General features: G+C 73.3%; 15 protein-coding genes. 10 read left to right on the forward strand and 5 right to left on the reverse strand.

What is annotated here, in order from left to right:
• Positions 1 to 122 precede the first annotated feature (122 nt).
• The 7 genes from JX575_RS07755 (at position 123) to JX575_RS07785 (ending at position 12,318) form a co-directional block, all read left to right on the forward strand.
• Entirely contained in the window at positions 123 to 995 is an 873-nt protein-coding gene (locus JX575_RS07755; RefSeq protein ID WP_186341876.1) for a hypothetical protein, read from the forward strand.
• Positions 996 to 1,375: 380 nt separating this feature from the next.
• Positions 1,376 to 7,954 (forward strand): ThuA domain-containing protein, encoded by a 6,579-nt coding sequence (locus tag JX575_RS07760; protein ID WP_186341877.1) that lies wholly within the window; start codon positions 1,376 to 1,378, stop codon positions 7,952 to 7,954.
• A gap of 85 nt (positions 7,955 to 8,039) precedes the next feature.
• Positions 8,040 to 8,216 carry a hypothetical protein gene (locus JX575_RS07765; protein WP_186341878.1) on the forward strand — a complete coding sequence of 59 codons (177 nt, stop codon included), beginning with the start codon at positions 8,040 to 8,042 and terminating at the stop codon, positions 8,214 to 8,216.
• Between the two features lie 162 nt (positions 8,217 to 8,378).
• Positions 8,379 to 9,635 carry an FAD-dependent oxidoreductase gene (locus JX575_RS07770; protein ID WP_186341879.1) on the forward strand — a complete coding sequence of 419 codons (1,257 nt, stop codon included), beginning with the start codon at positions 8,379 to 8,381 and terminating at the stop codon, positions 9,633 to 9,635.
• A gap of 117 nt (positions 9,636 to 9,752) precedes the next feature.
• Positions 9,753 to 10,688: a universal stress protein gene (locus JX575_RS07775; RefSeq protein WP_186341880.1), complete on the forward strand. Its 936-nt coding sequence runs from the start codon at positions 9,753 to 9,755 to the stop codon at positions 10,686 to 10,688.
• Positions 10,689 to 10,751: 63 nt separating this feature from the next.
• Positions 10,752 to 11,765, forward strand: a complete 1,014-nt coding sequence (locus JX575_RS07780; protein WP_186341881.1) for a zinc-dependent alcohol dehydrogenase — start codon at positions 10,752 to 10,754, stop codon at positions 11,763 to 11,765.
• A gap of 253 nt (positions 11,766 to 12,018) precedes the next feature.
• Complete coding sequence (locus tag JX575_RS07785; protein WP_186341882.1) at positions 12,019 to 12,318, forward strand: hypothetical protein; 300 nt, start codon at positions 12,019 to 12,021, stop codon at positions 12,316 to 12,318.
• 10 nt (positions 12,319 to 12,328) lie between these two features.
• Here JX575_RS07785 and JX575_RS07790 read toward each other — a convergent pair whose 3' ends face one another.
• The 3 genes from JX575_RS07790 to JX575_RS07800 are packed head-to-tail and all read right to left on the reverse strand — an operon-like array spanning position 12,329 to position 15,193.
• Positions 12,329 to 13,192, reverse strand: a complete 864-nt coding sequence (locus tag JX575_RS07790) for a sulfite exporter TauE/SafE family protein (protein ID WP_186341883.1) — start codon at positions 13,190 to 13,192, stop codon at positions 12,329 to 12,331.
• Positions 13,189 to 13,782, reverse strand: a complete 594-nt coding sequence (locus tag JX575_RS07795) for a rhodanese-like domain-containing protein (protein ID WP_186341884.1) — start codon at positions 13,780 to 13,782, stop codon at positions 13,189 to 13,191. The genes JX575_RS07790 and JX575_RS07795 overlap by 4 nt, the downstream gene beginning before the upstream one ends.
• Positions 13,783 to 13,822: 40 nt before the next feature.
• Positions 13,823 to 15,193 (reverse strand): MBL fold metallo-hydrolase, encoded by a 1,371-nt coding sequence (locus JX575_RS07800; RefSeq protein WP_186341885.1) that lies wholly within the window; start codon positions 15,191 to 15,193, stop codon positions 13,823 to 13,825.
• Positions 15,194 to 15,283: 90 nt separating this feature from the next.
• Here JX575_RS07800 and JX575_RS07805 point away from each other — a divergent pair, with 90 nt between their 5' ends.
• On the forward strand, positions 15,284 to 15,955 hold the full coding sequence (locus JX575_RS07805) for a metalloregulator ArsR/SmtB family transcription factor (RefSeq protein WP_186341886.1): 672 nt from the start codon (positions 15,284 to 15,286) through the stop codon (positions 15,953 to 15,955).
• A 36-nt stretch (positions 15,956 to 15,991) separates the two neighbouring features.
• Here the strand turns inward: JX575_RS07805 and JX575_RS07810 are convergent, their stop codons facing one another.
• Positions 15,992 to 17,164 carry a glycosyltransferase 87 family protein gene (locus tag JX575_RS07810; protein ID WP_186341887.1) on the reverse strand — a complete coding sequence of 391 codons (1,173 nt, stop codon included), beginning with the start codon at positions 17,162 to 17,164 and terminating at the stop codon, positions 15,992 to 15,994.
• A gap of 158 nt (positions 17,165 to 17,322) precedes the next feature.
• On the opposite strand from JX575_RS07810, the gene JX575_RS07815 reads away from it, so the two are divergent.
• A complete protein-coding gene (locus JX575_RS07815) occupies positions 17,323 to 17,946 on the forward strand; it encodes a DedA family protein (RefSeq protein WP_206054554.1) in 624 nt (207 codons plus the stop codon).
• A 146-nt stretch (positions 17,947 to 18,092) separates the two neighbouring features.
• Here JX575_RS07815 and JX575_RS07820 read toward each other — a convergent pair whose 3' ends face one another.
• Positions 18,093 to 18,551 (reverse strand): MarR family transcriptional regulator, encoded by a 459-nt coding sequence (locus JX575_RS07820; protein WP_186341888.1) that lies wholly within the window; start codon positions 18,549 to 18,551, stop codon positions 18,093 to 18,095.
• Positions 18,552 to 18,628: 77 nt separating this feature from the next.
• On the opposite strand from JX575_RS07820, the gene JX575_RS07825 reads away from it, so the two are divergent.
• The gene (locus JX575_RS07825; protein ID WP_186341889.1) at positions 18,629 to 21,706 is read left to right on the forward strand and encodes an efflux RND transporter permease subunit; all 3,078 of its coding nucleotides are present in this window, start codon (positions 18,629 to 18,631) and stop codon (positions 21,704 to 21,706) included.
• The last annotated feature ends 14 nt before the right edge of the window (positions 21,707 to 21,720 follow it).

Consider the following 21,720-nt stretch of genomic DNA (forward strand, 5'->3'; position numbering starts at 1 on the left):
ATCCGCGCCCGGGCGAGGCGGTACTAGCACCATCGGACATCTGTCGACCGGGACCCGGCCGGGCCTTGACTGGGGTCACCAGCCGACCACCGGGTCGGCACGTCCCGGGAGGAACCGCCACCATGAACAAGCTCCGACTCGCCACTGCCGCCCTCGCGAGCGCCGTGCTCCTCGTCCCCACCACCGGCATCGCCCACGCCAAGGGCGGTGGCGACGGGGGCGACGACGATCGCGACCACGGCGGCTCGTCGTCCGGCAACTACGCCGTCACCGTCAACGGCCGCACCTACGACCCGGCTCCCGGGCGCGACGTCCGGCTGCGCGACCTCCCGGTCTCGGGCGTCGTGACGGTCGTCGGCACCCACACGCGGTTCACCCTCGACGCGGCGACGTTCGGCGTCCGGGACTACACCCTCACCGGCGCTGCGTCGCCGGAGCGGATGGTCACGGAGCCGACGGTGGTCTTCGCCTCCAAGGTCCCGGTGCTGACGCCGGCGCAGCTCCGCGCGCCCGTGCTCAAACGGCTCGAGGTCCGCGACGACCGGTTCGAGGCGATCTTCAGCACCGCCGCGGGCAAGCTCAAGGTCCAGGCCAAGGACGCTCCCCAGGGCGGGATCCTCCAGATGGAGCCGGAGTTCGCCGGCAACGTCGAGCTCGTGCACACGCTCGGCCCGGGCCTGTTCTACTTCGTCAACAGCTACACCGGGAAGATCAACTTCGGCAACGGCGTCGACGCGGTGACGTCCGGTCCGGGGTCGCACCAGATGCTGCTCGGCAAGGACAGCCCCCAGGCCGCCACGAAGCTGTTCCAGGACGGCCGCACGACCCGGTGGTCGGTCGCGCCGGGTGGTCGGCTCGGCGGGGTCCTCGGCGAGGACGCCATCGAGCTCTCGGCCGGCGCCACCAACTGCACCAGCCACTGCCAGGCGCAGAACCAGATCCGCGGATCGGTGCCGGTGCCGCCGGACCCGACCGACCCGACGCCCCTGCCCTGACCGGGTCGATCACCACGCCGAGCCGGGCGTCGGTCCTCACCGGGCCGACGTCCGGCTCGTCCTGCGCGCGCCCCGATCCGCCGGATGTCGGGAGGGTTCTGGCGGCCGATCGCGAGAAGTGGGGGCACTTGTGTGTTGACTCCGGCGAAATGGGGTCCTTAGTGTGACGAGCATCACGGGTGACTCTCGGCCACCCGCGTCGGGAGAGGGGCCACGGTCGCCATGGCGAGTTCCCCTCTGCCCCGCCCCGGGTCCTCGCCGCGCTCGTCGCGGCTCCCGTTCCGGCCCCGTTCCCGCGCCGCTGCCCTCGCAGCCGGCCTCGCCGCCCGGTCCCCGAGCGGCGCCAGCAACCCCGCACGGCCATGAGAAGGCAGGACAGCATGCGCAGCTTCCGTTCACCCGCGGCACGTGTCAGGACATCCCTCGCGGGACTGGTGGCGGTGGCCGTCGCCGCCGGGGGCATCGCCACCGCCCCCGCCGCGGCCGCCGCCCCGCCACCGCTGGCCGGCACCACCCAGCGGACGGCGGCGCCCACGGCTGCGGTGGCCGCCGCGGTGGAGCCGACCTTCGACGTCCTCGTCTTCAGCAGGACCACCGGGTTCCGCCACGACTCGATCCCGGCGGGCGTCCGGGCCGTCAGGCGGCTCGGGGCGCAGTACGGCTTCACCGTCGACGCCACCGAGGACCCCGCCCAGTTCACCGAGGCCAACCTCGCGAAGTACGAGGCGGTGGTGTGGCTGTCCACCACCAGCGATGTGCTCGACGACGCCCAGCAGGCGGCGTTCGAGGCCTACATCCGTGCCGGCGGCGGCTACGTCGGCATCCACGCGGCCTCCGACACCGAGTACACCTGGCCCTGGTACGGCCGGCTCGTCGGCGCCTACTTCCAGAGCCACCCCGCCGGCACTCCCACCGCCACCATCGACGTCGAGGACCGGAGCACGCCGTCGTCCTGCGCGCTGCCGGCACGGTGGACGCGCACCGACGAGTGGTACAACTTCCAGTCGCCGACCGACCCCGTCGTCAACGGCGGGGGCGCCGACTACAGCCCCCGCACCAACAGCGACATCAACGTCATCGCCTCGCTCGACGAGTCGACCTACGACGAGAACGACGGCGCTCCGGGCGACGACGACCACCCGATCGCCTGGTACCAGGAGTTCGACGGCGGCCGCAGCTTCTACACCGGCGGCGGCCACACCGACGCGTCCTTCTCCGAGCCCCTCTTCCGTCTGCACCTGCTCGGCGGCATCCAGTACGCCGCGGGCGAGGCACCCGACGGCTGCACGGCGCCGCCGCCCACCGACGCGTCGTTCGAGCAGGTCACCCTGGCCAAGGGCGTCGACAAGGTCGGCGAGCCGATGAGCATCTCGGTGCTGCCGGACGGCCGCGTGCTGCACAACGCGCGCGACGGCCGCATCTTCCTCACCGACCTCGAGGGCAACACCACGCTCCTCCACGACGTCCCGATCTACTCCCACGACGAGGACGGCCTGCAGAGCCTCACCGTCAGTCCCGACTTCGAGGACGACGGCTGGGTCTACCTCTACTACGCACCGCCGCTCGCCACGCCGGCCGGCGACGCCCCCAACGAGGGCACCGCCGAGCAGTTCGCGACGTGGCAGGGCTACAACGTCCTGACCCGGATGAAGATGGTCGACGACGACCTCGACCCCTCCACCGAGCAGGAGCTGCTGCGCGTCGACGCCAACCGCGGCATCTGCTGCCACGCCGGCGGAGCGATCGACTTCGACGCCGACGGCAACCTCTACCTCTCCACCGGCGACGACTCCAACCCGTTCGCCTCCGACGGCTACGCGCCGCTCGACGAGCGCGCCACCCGCAACCCGGCCTACGACGCGCAGCGCAGCTCGGCCAACACCAACGACCTGCGGGGCAAGGTGCTGCGCATCACGCCCGACCCGACCGCCGCGAGCTACACAGTGCCCGACGGCAACCTGTTCCCGGAGGCCGACGACGCCCAGGGCAAGACCCGCCCGGAGATCTACGCGATGGGCTTCCGCAACCCGTTCCGGATGACGGTCGACAAGCGCACCGGCTACGTCTACCTCGGTGAGTACGGACCCGACGCCGGCGGCGCCAACCCCAACCGTGGCCCCGGGGGCATCGTGGAGTTCAACCAGATCCGCGAGGCCGGCAACTTCGGCTGGCCCTACTGCACCGGCACCAACACCCCGGCCGAGACCTACAACGAGTGGGACTTCGCGACCAACACCACCGGCCCCAAGTTCGACTGCACGGCGCCGGTCAACAACAGCCCGCACAACACCGGCCTGACCAACCTCCCGCCGGCCCAGCCCGCCTGGATCAAGTACGACGGGGGGAGCGTCACCTACGGCGGCGTCACCACCAACGAGTTCGGCGGCGGTGGCGAGGGCCCGATGGCGGGCCCCGTCTACAACTACGACCCCGACCTCGACTCCGACGTGAAGTTCCCCGAGTACTTCGACAACCACTTCTTCGCCGGCGAGTGGACCCGCGGCTGGATCCGCGACATCGCCATGGACGCCGAGGGCGACGTGGCCGGCATCGACCCGTTCTTCGACTCCTCGACCCTCTACGCCGCGATGGACATGGAGTTCGGACCCGACGGCTCGCTCTACGTCCTCGACTACGGCAACGGCGGCTACTTCACCGGCAACGAGAACTCGGCCGTCTACAAGATCAACGCCATCAACGAGGGCGCCCGCTCGCCGTCGGCGTCGGCCACCGCGACGCCCGACTCGGGCACCGCCCCGCTGACCGTGCGGTTCTCCAGCGCCGGATCGAGCGACCCCGACGAGGGCGACTCGATCGTGTCCTACGCCTGGGACTTCCAGAACGACGGCACCGTCGACTCCAGGGAGGCCGACCCGACGTTCGTCTACACCGAGAACGGCGTCTACGACGCCCGTCTGACCGTCACCGACACCACCGGTCGCACCGGCGTGGCCACCGCGGTCGTGACGGTCGGCAACACCCGGCCCACGGTCGAGATCGAGATGCCGCCCGACGGCGCGTTCTTCGAGTTCGGCGACTCCGTGCGGGTCAAGGTCACCGTGACCGACCCCGAGGACGGGGAGATCGACTGCGACCGGGTCGAGATCGACTACATCCTCGGCCACGACTCCCACGGCCACCCGCTCAGCTCGCGCACCGGCTGCGACGTCGTCCTGCCGACCGTCCGCGACGAGGGCCACGACGCCTCCGCCGACATCTTCGGGGTGATCAACGCCAGCTACACCGACGAGGGAGGGGGCGGCGTCCGCACGCTGACCGGTGAGGACGAGGTCGTCCTGCAGCCCAAGCGCAAGCAGGCCGAGCACGTCGACACCCAGCAGGGAGTCGCCACCGAGGCGACGACCGATCCCCTCGGCGGCTCGCGCAACCTGTCCAACATCGACGCGGGCGACCACGTGTCCTACGCGCCGATCAGCCTCCACCAGGTGCCGCGCCTGCGCTTCCGGGTCGCGTCGGGAGGCGTCGGAGGCACCATCGAGGCCCACCTCGACAGCCCCACCGGGCCGCTGGCCGGCTCGGTCGACGTCCCGGTGACCGGGGGCTGGCAGCAGTGGCAGTTCGTCGACATGGACATCGCCGAGTCGGCGCGGGAGGGCTCGCACGAGCTGTTCCTGGTCTTCACCAACGACGACCCCGCCGCCACGGGGCTGTTCAACGTCAACTTCTTCGACGCCGCCGGCAAGGGCGTCTCGGTCAACTCACGTCCGCAGGTGGGCGCGCAGGGCACCCCCAGCCAGGGCACCGCGCCGCTGACCGTCGACTTCGAGGGCTCCGCGTCCGACTTCGACGGTGACGAGCTGACCTACCGCTGGGACTTCGGCGTGCCGGGTGACGCCGACACGGCCACCAGCCTCGACGCCCAGTACACCTACACCGAGCCGGGCTCCTACACCGCGCGGCTGACCGCCACCGACCCGTCCGGCGCGTCGGGCTCGGCCACGGTCCCGATCCGGGTGCTCAACGCCTGCGGGGTCCAGCAGTCCGACGAGTTCGACGGCACCTCGCTCGACGGCAAGTGGGACGTCATCCGCGACAGCGGCACCTGGAGCGTGGCCGACGGCGGTCTCCAGCTGCCGATCGACACCGGGAGCCTCTACGGCATCGGCGGCAACGCCAAGGACATCATCGTGCAGGAGGCGCCCGACGGCGCGTTCGAGGTGACCGCGAAGGTCACCGCCGAGGTGACCGAGAACTACCACCAGGCCGGGCTGCGGCTCTACTCCGACGACGAGAACTGGGCCTCGGTCCACCTCATCTCCGCCGGCGGCAACCGCGACGTGGAGTTCATCTACGAGGCGCAGGGCGCACCGCGCAACGAGGCGGCCGACAAGCTCGGCGGCGTGCCTGCCGGGTTCCCGTCGACCTACTACGTGCGGCTGACCTCCGACGGCACCGACCTTCGGGCGTCCTACTCCGCCGACGGCGAGACGTTCTCCCCGGTCGGGCGGCCCGCGCCGATGAGCACGTTCGCCACGCCGCGGATCGGTCCGGCCGCGGTGTCGGGCGGCGCGACGACGAGCCCGACCGCGACGTTCGACTGGATCCGCTTCGAGCCCGACGGCACGAGCGGCGCCACCGACCCGAGCGACGAGTTCACCGGCACCTCCCTCGACGAGTGCCGCTGGAACGCCATCGTCCGCGAGGACCCGACCACCTACGAGGTGGCCGACGGCGAGCTCACCATCACCACCACGGAAGGTGACATCTACCAGACGCCCAACGCGGCGGGGGCGACCAACTTCGTGCTGCAGTCGGCCGCCAACCTCCCGACGGACTACGTCGCGGAGACCAGGCTGTCGGCGACGTTCACCGACGGCTACGCCCAGGGCGGCCTGCTCGCCTACGGCGACGACGACAACTACGTCAAGCTCGACGTCATCTCCGACACCGGGCAGGGCCGGATCAACCGGGTCGAGCTGCGCTCCGAGCTGGGTGGGGCCATCCAGGACCCGCAGCCGCAGGTCGACCTGCCGGCCAACGTGACGTCGTACCGCCTGCGGCTGACCAAGGACGGGTCGAGCTACACCGGTGAGGTCGCCGTCGACGGCGGCGAGTGGCAGGCCGTGGGCACCGTCACCCACCCCACGGCCGACCTGGACCTCGGCCTGTTCGCCCTCGGCGTGCAGCAACCGGGCCGGACCGCGTCGTTCGACTACTTCCGGCTCACCCCGGCAGCGGCGGAGAACCGTCCGCCCGTCGCCGACGACGACACCGCCGTCACCACGGCCGGGCGGGAGGTCACCATCTCGGTGCTCGCCGGTGACACCGACCCCGACGGCGACGACCTCACCGTCGAGTCCGTCACCACGCCCGCCCACGGCACGGCGAGGATCAACACCGACGGCACTGTCCGCTACACGCCCGAGGCCGGCTACTCCGGGACCGACACGTTCGACTACGTGGTCAGCGACGGCAACGGCGGCACCGACACGGGCACCGTCACCGTCACGGTCGCCGAGACCTGTGAGACCGACACCCCCGACGACACGTTCGACGGGGACGCGCTCGACACCTGCCGGTGGGACGCGATCGTCGCCGACGATCCGGCCACGCGCCGGGTGGCCGACGGGCGGCTGTTCCTCACCACGACGCGGGGCGAGATCTACCAGGGCGGCACCGGCAAGTCCAACCTGATCCTGCAGTCGCCCGACCACGCCGGTGACGACTGGACGCTCGAGGCACACGCCGACGTGGAGGGACTCGACGGCGGCTACAGCCAGGCCGGCCTGATGGCCTACGGCGACGATGCCAACTACGTGAAGCTCGTAGTGATCTCCGACGATGGCCGGACGGCGCCCAACCGCGTCGAGCTGCGCTCGGAGGTCGACGACCGGATCGTGGGTGGCGACCCGCAGCCCGAGCTCGCCATCCCCGACGGCACCGACCTGAGCGACATGCGGTTCCGGCTCACCAAGGCCGGCACGTCCTACACCGGGGAGGCGTCCTTCGACGGCGGCGCGACCTGGGTGGAGATGCCCCGGGCGGTCGTCAACCCGATGACCGGCCCGCGGTTCGGTGTGTTCGCCGCGGGCGTGCTGCAGGAGGGTGACGAGGTCTCCTTCGACACCTTCCTCGTCGACGGCGAGGACCCGGTCGACCCGGGCAACGCCGCCCCGAAGGCGGTCGACGACACGGCGACCACTCCGCAGGGCACCGCTGTCAGGGTCGCCGTGCTGGCCAACGACACCGACGCCGACGAGGGCGACGAGCTCTCGGTGCAGTCGGTGACCAAGCCCGCACACGGCACGGCCGTCGCGGCAGCCGACGGCACGGTGACCTACACCCCCGACGCCGGCCACCTCGGGACCGACACGTTCGACTACGTCGTGACCGACGGCACCGACACCGACACCGGCACCGTGACGGTGACGGTCACCCGGGCCGAGCAGCCGGTCCCGGACACGAGGATCACGGGCGCCCCGCGTGACGCCACCCGGGCGCGGACGGCGACCATCCGGTTCACCGCCACCGGTCCCGGCGCCGGGGGAGCGAGGTTCGAGTGCTCCATCGACGGGTCGGCCTGGCGGGCGTGCACGTCGCCGAAGACCTACCGCGACCTCGACGACGGGCGGCACCGGGTGCGGGTCCGGGCGGTGGGAGCGGGCGGCACCGACGCCACGCCGGCGACGGCCACCTGGACGGTCGACCGCACGGGGCCCACGGTACGGAAGCTGACCCCGACCGGCACCACGCGCGACCGGACGCCCACCGTGGGCGCGGTCGTCTCCGACCGGCACTCCCGGGTGCGCGCCGACGACCTGACCCTCTTCGTCGACGGCACCAAGGTCGGCGGGGTGCGCTACGACGCGCGGAGCGGGCGGATGAGCTGGACGCCCAGGCGGGCGCTGTCTCCCGGCCGTCACACCGTGCGTCTCGTCGCCGAGGATGCGCTGGGCAACCGGACCGTGGAGAGGTGGCGGTTCACCGTCCGGCGCTGAGCCGCGCAGTCCCACCACGTCGGCCCGTCGCCGCGCCCTCCCGGGCCGGTGCGGGCCGACCGGGCCCTCCCGCTAGGGTCGCCCCATGGTGGACGGCACGGGTGTGGCGGCGGCGTCGGCCGACCGCGTCCACCGGCCGTCGCGGGTGCCGTCGGGCGCCGCGCTGCTGGCGCTCGAGCTCAGCGAGGAGGCCCGCGGCGTCCGCGGCCTCGACGTCCTGCGGCGCAGTGTCGACCGCGCCCCTCCGGCCCCGCTGACCTGACCGCCCCGGGTGCGCCCACCGTCGCGCCCACCCGCCGCACGCAGCCCTCGCGCGCCCGCACCGGGTCGCGCCGCGCTGCCCCGGCCGCTCGTCCCGCCGACCCCGCGACGACGACGGCCCCGTCGGCGTTCCTCCCGACCTCCCCTTGCAGAAAGCAGAGCCATGACCAAGCGCGTCGCCATCGTCGGAGCCGGGATGGTGGGCCTGTCCACCGGCTGGTTCCTCCAGGAGCACGGCTTCCACGTCACCGTCCACGAACGCCGCCACGTCGCCGGCGGCTCCTCCTGGGGCAACGCCGGCTGGCTCACCCCCTCCCTGACCGCGCCCCTGCCCGAGCCGGCCGTGCTCACCTACGGGGTGCGGGCCGTGCTCAGCCCGTCCTCGCCGGTCTACCTGCCGCCGCGGCTCGACCCGCGGCTCGCGCGCTTCCTCGCCGGGTTCGTCCGCCACAGCACGGCGCGCCGGTGGGGCATCGGCATGCGCGCCTACGCCCCGATGAACCGCCAGGCGCTGGCGGCGTTCGACGAGCTGGCCACCGGGGGAGTCGAGGCGACCACGCGCCTCGCGGACCCGTTCCTCGCCTGTTTCCGCACCGCCGAGGAGCGGGCGGTGCTCGTCGAGGAGCTCGAGCACGTGCGCAGCGCCGGACAGGACGTGACGTACGACGTCCTGTCGGGCAGCGAGGCCCGCGCGCTGGAGCCGTCGCTGACCGCAGCCATCGGCGGCGCCGTCGTCCTGCACGGGCAGCGCTACCTCGACCCGCCGGCGTTCCTGGCGGCCCTCGCCGACTCGTTCGTCGCGCGAGGCGGCGAGATCCGCGAGTCGAGCGCCGTGACGGACGTGCGCCAGACCGCTGGGGGCGCCTTGGTCACCACCGACGACCCCGCTGCCGGACCGCTGCGCTACGACGCCGTCGTGCTGGCCAATGGCGCGTGGATCGGCACCCTGGCCCGCCGGTTCGGCGTGCGCCAGCCGGTGCAGGCGGGCCGCGGCTACTCGTTCAGCGTCGGCGGTGACCGGCTGCCCGAGACGCCGGTCTACTTCCCGGCCCAGCGCGTCGCGTGCACGCCGCTGCCCACCGCCGACGGGCCCCGGCTGAGGGTCGCGGGGATGATGGAGTTCCGCGACACCGACGCCCCCCTCGACCCGCGCCGGATCGAGGCGATCGTCGAGGCGACCCGCCCGCTGTTCGACGGCATCGACCTCGACGACCGGCGCGACGAGTGGGTGGGCGCCCGTCCGTGCACCCCGGACGGGCTCCCGCTGATCGGTGCGACCGACGCGCCGGACGTCTTCGTCGCCGGGGGACACGGCATGTGGGGCATCGCCCTCGGGCCGCTCACCGGGAGGCTGCTCGCCCGGCGCATCGCGACCGGAGCCACGCCGGCCGAGCTCGTCGCGTTCGACCCGCTCCGCTGAGGGCGTCCGGGCACAAGGTCCCATGTCCTGACGGGCCGTCGGCCCTCCCCAACGGCCGCGGTCCACCGAAAGGATGGTGGTGGCGGGAGGTGCCCGCCGGGACGAGGAGGCGTGGAGATGTCGAAGGACCGGAGGTCGGCTGCAGGGGACGGCGACGTGGTGGTGGGCGTCGACGGGTCCCGGGCAGGCGTCCAGGCGTTGCGCTACGCCGTCGCCGAGGCTGCGCGCCTCGGGGCGGGCGTGCACGTCGTGCACGCCGTGCCGATCTTCGTGCCGATGACGCCGATGTACCCCCTGCCGGTCGATGACCTGACCACCGCCGGACAGGCAGTGGTGCAGAGGACGGTGGACGAGGCCCGGGCCCCGGAGTCGACCCGGCTCGCGACGAGCCTCTCCCGCGAGGGCGCGGTGCCGGCGCTGCTGGCGGTCAGCGAGGACGCCCCGCTCGTGGTGCTCGGCGCCGACCGTCGTCCGGTGGCCGCCCGCATCTTCACCGGCAACGTGTCGACCGCCGTCGCGGCGAGCTCGCGGGCCCCCGTCGTCACGGTGCCCGAGACGTGGCCCGGGGGCGAGCCCACCGGGACCGTCCTGGTCGGCATCAAGCGGCCCGACGGCTCGCCCGAGCTCCTGGCCGAGGCGTTCGCCACCGCGCAGACCCGCGGAGCCCGGCTGGTGGTCCTGCACGCGTGGCGACTGCCCAGCTTCTACGAGGACGTGGTGGCCCACCGCGTCGCCGAGACCGACTGGGCCGAGCGCGCCCACGAGGAGGTCGACCGCGAGCTCGAGCAGTGGCGGGCGGTCTACCCCGACGTCGAGGTCGAGGTGCGCGTCGTCCACGACCAGCCGGCCCACGCCCTGGTGAGCGCCTCGGAGCGGGTCGACGAGATCGTGCTGGTCCGCAGGCCGCGCGGGGTCGCGGCCGCCCTGCACCTGGGCCCGACCGCGCGCGCCGTGATGGCCAATGCGCACTGCCCGGTGCGGATCGTGCCGTCCGACCGCGGGCTGTCGACCGCCGACCTGGTCCTGGAGGACGCAGGAGAGCTCAACAAGTAGCACCCGCAGCACCGCCGTAGCGCCCACGCAGCACCCACGCAGCACCGACCTGAGGAGAACGACATGCGAGCAGCAGTAGTCCCGGAGATGGGCGCGCCGCTGGAGATCCGCGACATCCCGACGCCGGAGCCCGGCCCCGGGCAGGTGCTGGTCAAGATCGAGGCGAGCGGGCTGTGCCACACCGACATCCACGCCGCGCGCGGCGAGTGGCCGATCAAGCCCAAGATGCCGCTCATCCCGGGTCACGAGGGCGTCGGCAAGGTCGTCGCGGTCGGCCCGGACGTGGACACGCCCGTCGTCGGCACGCGGGTCGCCCTGCCGTGGCTCGGTCGTGCCTGCGGTCGGTGCCGCTACTGCGTCAGTGGGTGGGAGACCTACTGCGTGACCCCGGAGTTCACCGGCTACACGATCGACGGCTCCTACGCCGAGTACGCGATCGGCTACGCCAGCCACGCCGTGCCGGTGCCCGACGGCGTGTCGGCCTTCGACGCCGCGCCGCTCACCTGTGCGGGAGTCACCACCTACAAGGCGCTCAAGGTGGCGCACCCGCAGCCCAACGAGACCGCGATGGTCGTCGGCATCGGCGGCCTGGGCCACCTCGCGCTGCAGTACGCCAAGGTGTTCGGCACCACCACGGTGGCCGTCGACGTCGAGGACGCCAAGCTCGACCTGGCCAAGAAGCTCGGCGCCGACCACGTCGTGGATGGGCGGGGCAACCAGGCCGTGGAGCTCGAGGCCCTCGGCGGGGTGGACATCGCGGTCGTCACCGTCCCGTCGCCCGCCGCGATGCGTGCCGCCCACGCCTCGCTCAACCCCAACGGCCGCCTCGTGCTGGTCGGCCTGCCCGCCGACAACCGGCTCGAGCTCCCGGTGTTCGAGACGGTGCTCAAGGGGATCTCGGTGACGGGGTCGCTGGTCGGCACCCGCAACGACCTCGCCGACTGCTTCGCCCTCCACGCCAACGGGCGCACCCGCGTGGTCGCCGAGCCGCGTCGCCTCGAGGACGTCAACGCCTGCTTCGAGGAGGTGCTGTCGGGAGCGGTCCCGGCGCGCCTGGTCTTCGACATGGCCACCTGAGCTCCCGAGCCGGCCGGGGGCTGCAACCCGGCCGGCTCGGGTGGCACGTCCGGGGCGTGCGACGTGCACGGTTCCGGCGTGCGCCGTTCGGCCCTGGCGTGACCCCGTGGACTCTCCGGATCGGCGACGCGCCCGCACATGCGAGGCGGGAGCGGGGGTACCGGGCGTCACCACCACCGCCGGTGGCAGGCCGCGTCCGGGCGTCACGCGTACGCACGACCCGGACCGGTCGTCGCGACAGGAAGAGGCGCCGATGACAAACGACAAGCCGGAACAGGTCGAGCGGGAGTCGACCCCCAACAGCTCGGGGCCCGACGGTGCCGCGGGCGGCATGGGCTCGAGCAGCGAGTGGGTCGGTCACACCGGCCCGGGACAGCAGGGGGCCGACGGCCTCCGCGACACCTCGGCCCAGGGGTCCCCGGTCGACGCACCTCCCGAGCAGAGCCCGGGCGGTGAGGAGCCGCAGCCGGAGGGCGTCGAGCCCAAGGCGGGCTATCCCGAGCAGGACCCGCGCCACGACGACCACCCGCACCGCTCCGGACGGCAGGACTGACCGACCGGAGCTATCCGGCGACCACGCGGCGCAGCGGGCAGGCCCGGACGAACTGCCAGCACGCGCCGGCGGCGAGCCCTGCCGTGACGATGACCGTCAGCGCGGCGGGGGCGGCCCAGGCCGGGCCCTGCTGCACCAGGACGAAGCCGCCCATGACGAGCACGAACCAGCCGAACGCCCGCCGGAGCCGGGCCTCGGGCACCCGGCCCGCGAGCCGGCCGCCGAGAACGCTGCCGACGACCGCGGCGGCGGTGACGCTGAGGACGAGTCCCCACGGCAGCTCGACCGAGCTGAGGTAGCCGGCCAGCCCGGCGAACGACTTCATCGAGATGACCAGCAGCGACGTGCCGACCGCGACCGACATGGGCAGCCCGCCGAGCAGGACCAGGGCCGGCACGACGAGGAACCCGCCGCCGGCTCCGACCAGGCCGGTGGCCACGCCGACCACGAGGCCGTCGACGACGATCCGCCTGACCGGCAGCTCGCCGTCCGACGCGTGGGCCGGCGGGTTCTTGCGCCCACGGAGCATGGCCAGCGAGGTCGCGACCATCATCGCCGCGAACGCGATGAGCAGCACGTTGCCGGGCAGGTGCCCGCCGACGAGACCGGCGGAGTAGGCGCCGATCATGCCGGCCAGTCCGAAGATCAGGCCGGTGCGCCACTTGACCCGCCCGTGGCGGGCGTGGCTGACCAGGCCCGCCACGGAGGTGACGCCGACGACGAAGAGCGAGGCCGCGATGGCGACCTTGGCGTCCAGCCCGGCGACGTACACGAGCAGCGGGACGGTCAGGATCGAGCCGCCGCCGCCGAGCATCCCGAGCGAGACGCCGACGAGCACGGCCAGCACCACGACGACGGCGACGGTGGGGCTCATGCGGCGTCGTCCCCGGAGAGCGCGGCGACGATCTCGTCGATGTCGCACGAGTCGGCGGTGCGGTTCCACGGCATCTTCGACAGCGCGACGCCCATGGCGCAGGTGTTGGTCAGCGCCGCGCCGGTGAGTCCGGTGCCGATGGCCGCGGCGACCCACTTGAGCCGCGGGACGGCGGTGCTCGCGAGGACGCTGCCGGCGACGATGGTGCCCGCCACGAGGCGGACCTGGCGCTCGAGCTCCCAGGTCTGACGGCCACGGTTGACCGGGGCGCCGATGGCCTCCCAGCTGGTCATGCCGCCGTCGAGCACCCGGACGCCGGGGAGCCCGGACTCGCGCAGCGCGCCCTCGGCCTGCGTCGCCCGGGCGCCCGAGCGGCAGACCAGGACGACGTCCTCGTCGAGGTGGCGGCGCAGCTCGTCGCGGTGCTCGCGGAGCGTGTCGAGCGGGACGTTGTAGGCGCCGGGGATGTGTGAGGTGTCGAACTCCGCCGGGGTCCGGACGTCCAGGATGCGCGGCGGCTCGCCGTCGGCGAGGCGCTCCTGGAGGGTGTGGGCGTCGAGGGTGCGGGCTTCGGTGGGGGTGCTGGTCATGGCAGGTGTCTCCTGATCGGGGGGTGGGGGAGTGCGAGGTTCAGACGAGCGTGAGCCCGGCCTCGGCAGCGCTCTCGTCGTACGAGTCGTCGATGGCGACGACGTCGTGGCCGCGCGCGGCGAGGACCGAGGCGACGACGCCGGCGCGGTAGCCGCCGGCACAGTGGATCCAGAGCCTCTGCTGCGGGATCGACTCGAGGTGGGCCAGGACGGCGTGGACGGGGACGTTGACGGCGCCGGCGATGTGGCCGGCGTCGTACTCCGCCGGGCGGCGCACGTCGAGGACCACGCGCTCGCCGGCAGGGTCCTCGCGGATCTCCGCGGCGAGCCCGGCGAAGTCGGTGACCGGGAAGCTGCCGAGCGGGGCGCCGTCGGCCCAGTCCTCGGGCGTGCCGGTGGCCATCGCGGCCGGGTCCATGCCGATGCGGACCATCTCGCGCTGCGCCTCGGCCACCTGCTCGGGGGTCTCGCCGAGCAGCGTGATGGTCGCGTCGTAGGGGAGGATCCAGCCCAGGTAGGTGACGAACTGGCCGTCGAGGCCGAAGTTGACGCTGCCGCTGAGGTGACCGGCGGCGAACGCCGACCGGGTCCGCAGGTCCACGACCCACTCGCCGGCGTCGATGCGGCGGCGCAGCTCGGCCGGGTCGGCGAGCTCGGGGTCGGACAGGTCGGCCGCCCGCGGGCCGGCGGTGTTCGCGGGGCCCATCTCGGCGTAGTAGGCGGGGAACTCCTCGAGGCCCGCGAGCAGGCCGTCGACGTAGTCCGCCTCGTCCTTGGTCAGGGCCGGGTTGGTCCGCTTCTCGTCGCCGATGGTGCTCGCGGTCGCGTCGGACTGGGTGGCCGAGCAGAAGCTGCCGAAGCCGTGGGTCGGGAAGACCGACGTGTCGTCAGGCAGCTCGTCGGCGAGGCGTTGGGCGGAGTGCCACTGCGCGTGGACCAGGGCGTCGGTGTGGTCGGGGCCGAGCAGGTCGGGACGGCCGGTGGAGCCGTGGAGCAGCGACCCGCCGGTGAACACCGCGACGGGCTCGTCGCCGGCCGAGAGCGCAAAGGACAGGTGGGTGTGGGTGTGGCCGGGGGTGTGGACCACGCGCACCCGCATGGTGTCGCCGACGGCGACGACGTCGCCGTCGCGGACGGGGGTGCGCTCGAAGGCGACCGGGTCGTCGACGTTGACGAGGTAGGCGGCGCCGACCGCCTCGGCCAGGGCCAGCCCGCCCGTGACGTAGTCGTTGTGGATGTGGGTCTCGAAGACGTGGGTGATCCGCACGCCCGCCTCGTCGGCGGCGGCCAGGACGCGGTCGATGTCGCGCTGCGGGTCGACGACGAGCGCGACGGCGCCGTCGTGGGCCACGTACGTGCGGTCGCCGAGGCCGGGGGTGTCGATCGGGACGACGGTGACGGGGATGGGCATGGGGCCTCCTAGGTTCGATGGATACCCTGGGGGGTATGGGAGGACCGTAGCAAGACAACCTACGATCTTCCAAAGATCATTGGAGGAACGATGAACGAAGAGCGTCGCCACCACCTGTTCGACGAGCTCGCCGTCGTCGGCAAGGCCTTCGGCAGCGCCAAGCGGCTCGAGCTGGTCGACCTGCTCGCCCAGGGCGAGCGCACGGTCGACGGGCTGGCCCGGGCCGCGGGGATGGGGGTGAGCACGGTCTCGGCGCACCTGCAGGTCCTCAAGCTCGCCCACCTGGTGCTGACCCGGCGCGAGGGGACCAAGGTGTTCTACCGCCTCGCGGGCGACGACGTGGCCGACCTCTACGCCGCGATGCGCGCCGTCGCCCGCGACCGCTCCGCCGACGTCGGCCGGGCCCTCGAGGCCTACCTCGACCTGCCCGGCTCGGGGGAGGTGGGCCTGGTGACGCGCGACGAGCTCGAGCAGCTGCTGGCGTCCGGCGAGGTCACCCTCCTCGACGTGCGTCCCGCCGAGGAGTACCTCGCCGGCCACATCCCGGGCGCCCGGAGCATGCCGCTCGAGACGCTGGACGGCGAGACGGACGCCTTGCGGCACGCGCCGCCGGTGGTGGCCTACTGCCGCGGCAGCTTCTGCGTGATGGCGCACGACGCCGTCCGCATCCTGGGCGGGGCCGGCGTCGAGGCACGGCGCCTCGAGGACGGGATGCTGGAGTGGCGTACGTCCGGGCTCCCCGTCGCGGCGGGCGCGGCGTGACCGCGGCCCGGTCGGTCCTGCCCGGCTGAGGCGACGTCAGGCCGCGCGAGCCGGCGAGGTCCCGGCCGTACGACGGGCCAGCGGCACGCCCCGCGCGACGACGGCCAGGGCCACGAGCCCGAGCACGACGTAGGGACCGGAGGCCGCCACCTGGAGCGCGTCCCACGACAGCTCCGGTCGGTCGTCGTCGATCCGTCGGACGACGTACGTCGCGGTGGTCGCCAGCACGGTGACGAGCAGCAGCCGGGAGCGCTGCCAGCCCAGCACCAGCATCGGCACGCACCAGACCCAGTGATGGGTCCACGAGATCGGCGAGACCATCAGCCCGGTGGCGGCGATGGCCACCAGGCCGCCCAGGTCGTCGCCGGCGCGCCCGGCCCGGATGGCCACGTACGTCCCGACCAGCAGCACGGCGAGGACGGCCACCATCGTCGTGGCGAGCTGCCAACCCGCGAGATCGCGCTCACCGAAGGCACGGACCAGCCATCCTCGGACCGACTGGTTGGTGATCCTCTCCGGACTCCCGACCCGTCGGTCGTCGTAGAGGTGGCGCGTCCAGTAGTCCCACGTCGCCTGCCGGTCCACGATCGCGGAGAGCGCCACCGTGCCGAGCGCCGTCACGGCGGCTCTCACCCCGGTCCGCCGGGGGCCGGCCAGCAGCAGGTAGCCGACGACGATCGCGGGGGTCACCTTGAGCCCGGCGGCCAGACCGGTGCCCACCCCGGCCCACCGGGTGCCGCGCAGCACGGTCAGGTCGGCAAGGACGAGGGCGACGACCAGCAGGTCGACCTGGCCGAGCGCGATCGTGGACTGCACCGGCTCGCACCACACGGCGACCGCGGTCACGACGGCCGTGCCCGTGCTCAGCCGGCGGCCCTCGGTGCCGGCGAGACGGAGCGAGAGGTGGCCCACCACCGCCAGCAGCGCCACGTTGGCCAGCACGGACGCCGGGGCGAGGACGCCCATCGGCAGGAGGCTCACCGGGGAGAAGACGATCGCGGCGAACGGCGGGTAGGTCATCAGGCCGCGCACCCCCGGCAGGGCGCCGTAGAGGTCCCACCCGTGCCGGAGCGCCATGCCCTCGGCGCGGTAGACGGCGAGGTCGATGACGTCGGGCACGAGGTCGCCGTGGGTGCCCCGCAGCGCCAGGCGGCAGGCCACCGACACGACGGCGATCGCCCAGGCGGTGCGAGGGGTCAGGGCCGGCACACCGCCATGCTCGTCGCTGCGGGGGCCGGCCGGCGGAGCACACCGGCCCCGGAACCCACTGGTCCTTCGGCACTGTCCGAGGGGCTGGGGTCCTCGTAGCGTGCCCGGTACCCGGCGGGTCGCGCGGACCTCGCGCCAGGGTGAGGGGAGAGGGGCTCGTGACGGGCATCGTCGACGCACTGGTCGCACTGCCGCCGTGGCTGGTGCTGCTCGTGGTCTTCGCGCTCCCCGCTGCGGAGGCCGGTCTGATGGTCGGGGTCTTCATCCCGGGGGAGATCGCCGTGCTCATCGGCGGTGTCGTCGCCCACGAGGGCGAGCTGCCGCTGTGGGCGGTGATCCTCACCGCGTCGTCGGGCGCGTTGATCGGCGACCAGGCCGGGTACGAGCTCGGCCGGCGCCACGGTGGTCGGCTCGCGGGACGCCTGCTGGGCCACGTCGTCCGGCCCGGGGACATCGACCGCACCTACGACCTGCTCCGGCGTCGCGGGGGCCTGGCGGTGGCGCTGGGACGCTGGATCGCGGTCGTGCGCGCGCTGCTGCCCGGTGCCGCCGGCGCGATCGGGATGGCGCGGCTCAGGTTCACCGTCTTCAACGTCGTCGGTGGCGTCCTCTGGGCGAGCGCGGTCGCGGTCGGGGGCTACCTGGTCGGCGCGTCCTACCGCGCGCTCGAGCACGACATCGGGCTCGCGGCCGACGTCCTGCTCCTGATCGTGCTGGTCGGGGTGGGCGGCTGGGTGCTCGTCCGCCGCCGCCGCGAGGCGGCGCGTCCTGACGCCTCTTAGGGGTCGAGGCGGCGCGTCCTGACAGCCTTTGGGGGTCGAGGCGGCGCGTCCTGACGCCTCTTCGGGGTCGAGGCGGCGCGTCCTGACGCCCAATCGGGGTCGAGGCGGCGCGTCCTGACGCACGCGTCCCCGCGGTCAGGAGGTCGTCACCCCTCGCGCGTGCCGCCTGGGGTGCCGCGCATCACGCGCTCGATGCCGGCGAGCCCGAGCCGGAGGCCGGCGACCTCGGCGTCGGTGAGCCCGGGCACGACGTCGCGCCAGTGCCGCAGCTGCATGGCGGCGACGTCCTCGAGCGCCTCGCTGCCCGCCGCGGTCGTACGCAGGAGCAGGGCGCGCCGGTCGTCCGGGGCCGGCTCCTGGACGAGGAACCCGCCCGCCACCAGTCGCGAGACGAGGCCCGACACGGTCGCCGCGCTGACGCAGAGGGCGTCGGCGACGGCGTGGGCCGTCATCGGGGCGCGGTACTGCACGAGCATGAGCACCTTGAGCTGCTGGACCGACAGCTCGGTGGCGACGACCTCGTCGACCCGGACGTGGGCGAAGGCCTCCTGCAGCCGGCAGGAGAGCGCCTCCACCTCGCGGACGTCCTCGTCCCGATTGCTCACGGTCACCACCATATCGTTAGCATCGCGCTAACGATTTCGTGGACCTCCGGTCCGCCCTGACACAGGAGCCGCACCCCGTGGGTCATCTCGCGTCCTTCTCGCTTCGCAACCGAGCCCTCATCGCCCTCTCCACGGTCATGGTGGCGATCTTCGGCGTGCTGTCCGCGGGGGCGCTGAAGCAGGAGCTGATCCCCAACCTGGAGTTCCCGGCCGTGGGCGTGGTCCTGCCCTACGCCGGCGCCTCCCCGGAGGCGGTCGAGCAGGAGGTCACGGCGCCCGCCGAGCAGGCACTCTCCGGGGTCGACGGGCTCGAGCAGGTCGACTCCACGTCGTCGAGCGGCGTCTCGCTGGTCCTGCTCACCCTCGAGTACGGCACCGACCTCCAGCGCGCCCAGCAGCAGGCCGAGAGCGCGATGAGCAGTGCGCAGGGCCTGCCGGAGTCCGTCGAGCCGGTCGTCTTCGCCGGCAGCTTCGACCAGTTCCCCGTGGTGCAGCTCGCGGTCACCTCCGACGCCGACCCCGCGCAGCTCGCCGAGCGCATCGACCGCCTCGTCGTGCCGTCCCTCGAGGACGTCGAGGGCGTCCGCCAGGTCGACGTCACCGGTGCCCCCACCGACCGCGTCGAGGTCACCCCGACGCCCGCGGCCCGCCAACTCGGAGTGAGCGCCGCGGACGTGTCCGACGCGCTGTCGACCAACGCCTCGCTCGTGCCTGCCGGCACCGTCGACGACGCCGGGTCGAGCCTGTCGGTCCAGGTCGGCGCCACGCCGACGACCCTCGCCGAGCTGCGCCGGGTGCCGGTGTCGCTGCCCGAGGGCGGTACGCGACCGCTCGGCGAGGTGGCCGAGGTGCGCACCGCGCAGGCGACGCCGACGTCGTACTCCCGCACCAACGGCGAGACGAGCCTCGCCGTTGCGATCACCAAGACGCCCGACGGCAACACCGTCGACATCTCCCACGCGGTCGCCGAGCTCATCCCCGAGCTCGAGGACGACCTGGGCGACGGTGCCGAGTTCTCCGTCGCCTTCGACCAGGCACCCTTCATCGAGAAGTCGGTGGAGGACCTGACCACCGAGGGCGCCCTCGGGCTCTTCTTCGCGGTCCTGGTGATCCTGCTGTTCCTCTTCTCCGTCCGGTCCACGCTCGTCACGGCCCTGTCGATCCCGCTGTCGCTCCTGGTGACGCTGATCGGCCTGCGGCTGGGCGGCTACACGCTCAACATCCTCACCCTCGGCGCGCTGACCGTCGCGATCGGCCGCGTGGTCGACGACTCGATCGTGGTGATCGAGAACATCAAGCGACACCTGTCCTACGGGGAGTCCAAGGTCGCCGCGATCACCACCGCGGTGCGCGAGGTCGGCGGTGCCATCACCTCCTCGACGATCGCCACGGCCGCGGTGTTCCTGCCGATCGGCGTCGTCGGCGGCCAGGTCGGCGAGCTGTTCCGCCCCTTCGCCGTCACCGTGGCGCTCGCCCTGCTGGCCTCGCTCCTGGTGTCGCTCACGATCATCCCGGTGCTGGCCTACTGGTTCCTCAAGAGCCCCGACACGGTCGTCGACCCGGCACGGGTGCAGGCGGACGCCGAGGCCAAGGAGGAGCGCTCGTGGCTGCGCCGCGCGTACGACCCCACCGTGCGCTGGGTGGTCCGCCGCCCGTGGCGCACCGTCGGTGTCGCCGTCGTCGTCCTGGTGGCGACGCTGGGGCTGACCCCCTTCATCAAGACCAACTTCCTGGGCAGCAGCGGCCAGAACACCCTCACGGTGACCCAGGAGCTCGAGCCCGGCGCCACGCTCGACCGGCAGGACGCCGCAGCGCGGGAGGTCGAATCGGTCCTCGTCGAGGACGACGAGGTCGAGACGGTCCAGAGCACCGTCGGCACCGGGGAGGGCGTGGCCGCCATCTTCGGCGGCGGCGCGACGACCTTCGCCCTCACGCTGGCGGAGGACGCCGACAGCGAGGCGGCCGCTGAGCGGATCGAGGCGGCCCTGGCCGACGCCACCGGCGACGTCACCGTCACCGCCGGCGACGCCGGCTTCGCCTCGGCGCTCGAGCTCGTGGTGACCGCGACCGACCAGTCCCGACTCGGCGAGGCCGCCGAGATCGTGGCCACCGAGCTGGAGGGCGTCGACGGCATCGGCACGGTGACCTCGGACGCCGCAGCGGCCCAGCCGGTGCTGTCGGTCCGGGCCCGCCCCGAGGCCGAGGCCGCCGGCCTCACCTCAGGGTTCCTCGGTGGCGTGCTGGCCCAGGCCCTGTCGCAGCCGCCCGTCGGCCAGGCCACCATCGACGGCGAGCAGCTCGACGTCGTCGTGGTCGGCGGCCCGCGGCCGAGCTCGATCGCCGAGCTGCGGCAGCTGCCCGTCGGCGACGGCGCCTCGCTGGGACAGGTCGCCGAGCTGGTCGAGCAGGACGTCGCGACCGCGATCACCCGCTCCGACGGCGAGCGCACGGTCACCATCACCGCCGAGCCCGCGGCCGACGACCTCGGCTCGGTGACCGCCGACGTGCAGGCCCTGGTCGACGACCTCGACCTCCCCGAGGGCACCGACGTCTCCATCGGCGGCGTGTCGGAGGACCAGGCCGAGGCGTTCGGCCAGCTCGGCCTCGCGCTCCTCATCGCCATCGCGATCGTCTACGTCGTCATGGTGGCGACCTTCAAGTCGCTCGTGCAGCCGCTGATCCTGCTCGTCTCGGTGCCGTTCGCGGCCACCGGTGCGATGCTGCTGCTGGTCCTCACGGGCATCCCGCTCGGCGTCCCGTCGCTCATCGGCGCGCTCATGCTGGTGGGCATCGTGGTCACCAACGCCATCGTGCTCATCGACCTCGTCAACCAGCGCCGCGAGGCTGGGGCCAGCATCGCCGAGGCGCTGGCCGACGGCGGCGGGAAGCGCGTACGTCCCATCGTGATGACCGCGCTCGCCACGATCCTCGCCCTCACCCCGATGGCGTTCGGCGTCACCGGCGGCAGCGCCTTCATCTCCCAGCCGCTCGCGGTCGTGGTCATCGGCGGCCTGCTGTCCTCGACGTTCCTGACCCTCCTCCTGGTGCCGGCCCTCTACGTGCTCGTCGAGCGGCGCAAGGAGCGCCGCGCGCAGCGGCGCGCCGAGCGGCAGGGTCGAGGAGCGCGTGAGGTCGCCGACGCGCCGTCCGCGTAGGGAGTCGCTGCGAG

The organism is Nocardioides sp. zg-1228, from assembly GCF_017086465.1.
In the GTDB taxonomy this organism is placed as follows: Bacteria; Actinomycetota; Actinomycetes; order Propionibacteriales; family Nocardioidaceae; genus Nocardioides.